Below are 4,695 nucleotides of genomic sequence, written 5' to 3'. Positions count from 1 at the left end.
AGCCGATAACTATTACATCAAAAAAGGTTTCTTTAAAGATTTTATGTGGCCTAAAATGCTCAATTCGCCCATTAAAACCCGTGGTAAATATGTGTACAGCGATATCAGCATGTATGTAATGAAAGATATTGTAGAGCACATCAGCGAAGAGCCTTTAAATCAATATACCTACGAAAATTTCTATAAACCATTGGGAATGCAAACTGCAGGTTTCCTGCCGCGCAACCGTTTTAAGCCAGAACAGATTATCCCAACAGAAGATGATAAGTATTTCAGAAAAACCCTGCTTGTAGGTTATGTACACGATCAGGGGGCAGCTTTAGCGGGTGGCGTATCCGGGCACGCAGGTTTATTCGCCAGTGCGAACGATCTGGCCATTATCTATCAGATGTTGTTAAATCGCGGTACTTATGGCGGGGTAGAGTATTTCAAAAACTCAACTGTTGATATGTTTACTTCCAAGCAGTCGAATGTAAGCCGCAGGGGTTTGGGGTTCGATCGCTGGGATCCTGATAGTACCAAACATTATCCATCCGAACTGGCTTCGCCACAAACTTATGGTCATACCGGTTATACCGGAACCTGTGTTTGGGTAGATCCATCACGTGGGCTGGTTTACATCTTTTTATCCAATCGTGTTAATCCAACCGTTACCGATAAACTTTCTAACCTCAAAATCAGGGGCAGGATACAGGATGTGGTAAACAAAGCGATTGATGAATCGAAGAAATAGGAAGTGAACATTGGTCAATTTAAATATTATCCGTAATTTCAGAATAACCTAATACAGCTATTCTATGAAATGGATTAAAACACTTGTATTTTTATTACCCTTTTTAACCTTGGCTTCAATTACGAATGCTCAGCAGATTAAGGATGGCGAAACGGTAAACGTTGATGGCATTGCTGTAACTTATTCAGTAGTCAACAAGGAAAAACTGACCATAAAAGACCAGAATTTCGACCGTTATAAAGTTTTGGCTTCGGTAAAAAATAATACGGGTAAGTCTTTTAATATCCGTTTAAGCAGTTCGCTGGACTTAACAGGTATTTCCAATTCAAAAATCATAGAGTTAGATTGTGTAAATGCCACAGGAGCAAGGCTAACCTCAAAAAAAGTTCAGGTAAGTATGAAAAGCCATACCATCAATGTTACTTATCCCACTAAAGATAAAGATGGAAAAGCCATTACTGCAGTGCTTCCTGTTATTGCAGGATACTACTTTGACCAAGGACAGGTGATCGAGAACGATGCCATTTTTATTGTGCCCGCTGGAGAAACTCCTCAGGTTACGGTAAGGAGTTTGTTGAAATAGTAGGAAGTCTGGTGACCGAGGTCCGAAGATTGGTTTGCTTTCCAAAAAAAAAATTAATGTTTGACCATTAAGGGATTAAGGGCATTAAGGGTAGATTTTGATTTGAAATTACTCAACTTAGCTGCTCTCAGGTGGCTTAGGTGGTCAAATAATAGGGGAAATGTTGAGTTGTTGACCAGTAAGAAATTAAGGTAGGTTTTGATTTGAAATTACTCAACTTAGCTGTTCTCAGGTGGCTTAGGTGGTCAAATAATAGAAATAATGTTTAACTGTTGACCATTAAGGGATTAAGGGTATTAAGGGTAGGTTTTGATTTGAAATTACTCAACTTAGTTGTTCTCAGGTGGCTTGTTGTTCTCATCTTCAGTTAATATTTATTGGTTATTTTCTATGTCACTGCTGGAAGAAAAATGGGCTTTTATTTTTCCAATGCACGTTTCGAGTAGATTAGCAAAGCAATCCAGATCAGTACATAGGGAATAAACAGAATAATCATAAGCGGGAAATAAATAAGGGTGAGTACTAAAAATAAAGTTGGGATATAAACTGCACCGATTTTATTAATTCTGGTAAAAATAAGAATTGGGGCTATGTATAGAAGCATATTGCCAATCAACACAAAAAACTCAAATACTGAAAAGTTTACAGATGAAATTAGGAATGAAGTTCTGTGTACGTAATAATCCCGGAGTACGCCGTTTACATAAATCCAACCCTTATCTCCGCCATTTAATGGAATGCCGATATATGTAGTTGGAATAAGAAGTAATGCCAAAAGGAACTGAACAGTACGTTTGTAGTTGAATTTGAAAAACATTGAGCGAATTTTTAGCTGTATAAAGTTATTAATAACCGTAAAAATGTATGCTAAAAAGTTGATGGCTTTTAAAAAAACAAAAAGCACCGGTTTTGGCCGATGCTTTTTGTTTAATTTTATACAATTCGCCAGAAACTCCAAACTAGGAACTCCCAACCCCAAACTACTTCTTCAATCCAATTTCCCTTAACCTTTCATCCAGGTACTCTCCAGCAGTCATATCGCTGTAAGCTTTGGGATGTTCCGCATCGATGGTTGATGGCAAGCTGGTTAAATCCATATCACTGCGTGGGTGAAGGAAAAACGGAACCGAGAAACGCGAAGTTTTCATCAGTTCGCGCGGTGGGTTTACTACACGGTGTGTTGTCGATTTTAATTTGTTGTTGGTTAAACGCTGTAACATGTCGCCAACGTTTACCACGATATCGGTATGGTGTGCTTTAATCGGCAACCACTCGTTGCTGCGCGTTAAAACCTCCAAACCATCAGCACTTGCGCCAATTAATAAGGTAATCAGGTTAATGTCCTCATGTGCACCCGCACGTACTGCATCATCAGGGATGGTTTCAGGATTTTCGATAGGAAAGTAATGTATGCCCCTTAAAATAGAGTTTCCGTTATGAACATGTTTGTCAAAATAATTGATCGGCAATTCAAGGTAGGTAGCAATGGCACGTAACAAATGCGTTCCGTTTTCTTCCAGTTTTTTATAAATATCGCCCGTTACCTGATTAAATTCCGGTAACTCTTCTAAAACTTCGTTATCAGGATATTCGTTTTTAACCGGATCTCCGTCTGTAACTTCCTGACCAATCTGCCAGAATTCTTTCAGGTCGGGTGTTTTGGCACCTTTCGCTGTTTCTTTGCCCGCACTGGTATAACCGCGCTGACCGGCAAGTTCTGGTTTTTCGTATTTTCTCTTGGTTTCAACAGGTAATGAAAAAGCAGCTTTAATATTTTCATAAAGCTTATCGATCAATTCCTGGCTTAAACCATGGTTGGTAATCGTAACAAACCCCGAATCGTTAAAAGCCCTGCCCAATTCATCAGAAAACTTTTTACGTTCTTCTTCAGAACCATTGATGTAAGAGCCTAAATCCAGGCAAGGAATATACGGTGTAGACATAATTTTAAATTTTAATGTTATACGAATTTAAAAAAGAATTGTTAATAAGTGTGTTTTGTGGGGTGTTTTGTGCTTTAAAAAATTATGTATCAAAATCTTAAGTTATTAACAATAACAAAAAAATCAACGGAAAGTTGCGATTGTCATGCAAAATCCATTATAACATTAAAGCAAACTATGGCTTAATTTATTTCGTATAATTAAATGTAAATAATAATCAATAACTGATTTATGCTGTAAGGTTAAAAGCTTATTTACGACTAATACAATAAATACACACAATGGAACACAAAATGAGAAAAATAATTTTAATCCTATTATCGGTGCTGGCCCTAAACCAGGCAAATGCACAGGGAAAAAAGACAGAGAAAGCTACATTTGGGATGGGCTGTTTCTGGTGTACCGAAGCCATATTTCAACGTTTAAAAGGTGTAACCTCGGTTAGATCGGGTTATGAGGGCGGTACTTTAACCAATCCAACTTATGAAGAGGTATGTACAGGTGCAACCGGACATGCAGAGGTTTTGGAAATTACCTATAATCCAATGGTGATTTCTTACGATGATTTATTGGAGGTTTTCTGGAAAAGCCACGATCCAACAACTTTAAACCGTCAGGGTGCCGATAGCGGTACACAATACCGCTCGGTGGTTTTTTACCATACACCCGAGCAAAAGCAACTGGCAGAAAAATATAAAGCCGAATTGAACAAAACCAATGCCTATGGCAAAAAAGTGGTAACCGCCATCGAAGCTGCCAAGCCGTTTTATGTAGCTGAGAACTATCACCAGAATTATTTCAACAAAAACGGAAGTGAGCCTTATTGTAGATTGGTGATCCAGCCGAAAATAGATAAACTCGAAAAAATATTTAAAGCGAAGCTTAAAAATTAAATATTTATTTTGCCTGGCCCTGCAATAAACATTGCAGGGCTTTTTCCTGTTTAATCATTTATAATTATACTGCAATGGTAAAAAGAATCGTACTCAATATCGATACACAGAGAATTGCCGATGCGGCCGGTTTTTACAAAAATATCCTTGAGCTCGATCTGATCATGGATCACGGTTGGATTGCCACTTATGGAGCTATTGGTCAAAAAATGGATGTACAGGTCAGTTTTGCTTCTGAGGGCGGATCGGGTACACCCACACCGGATTTATCCATTGAGGTTGAAAATGTTGATGTGGTATTTGAAAAAGTAAAAGCTGCCGGATTTCCTATCGAATATGGTCTGGTTAATGAGCCCTGGGGAGTACGTCGTTTTTATACCAGGGATCCTTTTGGTAAATTGATCAATATTTTAAGCCATATTGGAGGTTAATTTATTGAATAAAGATCGCTATAAATGACTAGGAGTAACGTCATCTCGAGCGGACCCGATCGCTATCCTATCTTGTGGACATAAATCCAGAGAATCTTTTTTCCGCTCCTAT

At 38.3% G+C, this 4,695-nt stretch carries 6 protein-coding genes; 4 read left to right on the top strand and 2 right to left on the bottom strand.

Translation table 11 applies throughout. The annotated features are described in order from the left end of the window. Both B2V92_RS14550 and B2V92_RS14545 read left to right on the top strand, forming a co-directional pair. A partial coding sequence (locus B2V92_RS14550) for a serine hydrolase (protein ID WP_293309351.1) occupies window positions 1-733 on the top strand: 733 nt, incomplete at its 5' end. 64 nt (window positions 734-797) lie between these two features. Continuing rightward, window positions 798-1,316, top strand: coding sequence for a hypothetical protein (locus B2V92_RS14545; protein ID WP_293309349.1), 519 nt, complete (start codon window positions 798-800; stop codon window positions 1,314-1,316). 418 nt (window positions 1,317-1,734) lie between these two features. Here B2V92_RS14545 and B2V92_RS14540 read toward each other — a convergent pair whose 3' ends face one another. After that, entirely contained in the window at window positions 1,735-2,133 is a 399-nt protein-coding gene (locus B2V92_RS14540) for a hypothetical protein (protein ID WP_293309347.1), read from the bottom strand. A gap of 163 nt (window positions 2,134-2,296) precedes the next feature. Beyond that, window positions 2,297-3,259 (bottom strand): isopenicillin N synthase family dioxygenase, encoded by a 963-nt coding sequence (locus B2V92_RS14535; protein WP_293309345.1) that lies wholly within the window; start codon window positions 3,257-3,259, stop codon window positions 2,297-2,299. 293 nt (window positions 3,260-3,552) lie between these two features. Between B2V92_RS14535 and msrA the strand changes: the two genes are divergently transcribed. Both msrA and B2V92_RS14525 read left to right on the top strand, forming a co-directional pair. Continuing rightward, the gene (gene msrA / locus B2V92_RS14530) at window positions 3,553-4,152 is read left to right on the top strand and encodes a peptide-methionine (S)-S-oxide reductase MsrA (protein ID WP_293309343.1); all 600 of its coding nucleotides are present in this window, start codon (window positions 3,553-3,555) and stop codon (window positions 4,150-4,152) included. A 74-nt stretch (window positions 4,153-4,226) separates the two neighbouring features. Beyond that, the gene (locus tag B2V92_RS14525; RefSeq protein ID WP_293309341.1) at window positions 4,227-4,583 is read left to right on the top strand and encodes a VOC family protein; all 357 of its coding nucleotides are present in this window, start codon (window positions 4,227-4,229) and stop codon (window positions 4,581-4,583) included. The last annotated feature ends 112 nt before the right edge of the window (window positions 4,584-4,695 follow it).

Source organism: Pedobacter sp. UBA5917 (assembly GCF_002432345.1).
Lineage (GTDB): Bacteria > Bacteroidota > Bacteroidia > Sphingobacteriales > Sphingobacteriaceae > Pedobacter.
This window is presented reverse-complemented; position numbering and strand designations above follow the sequence as displayed.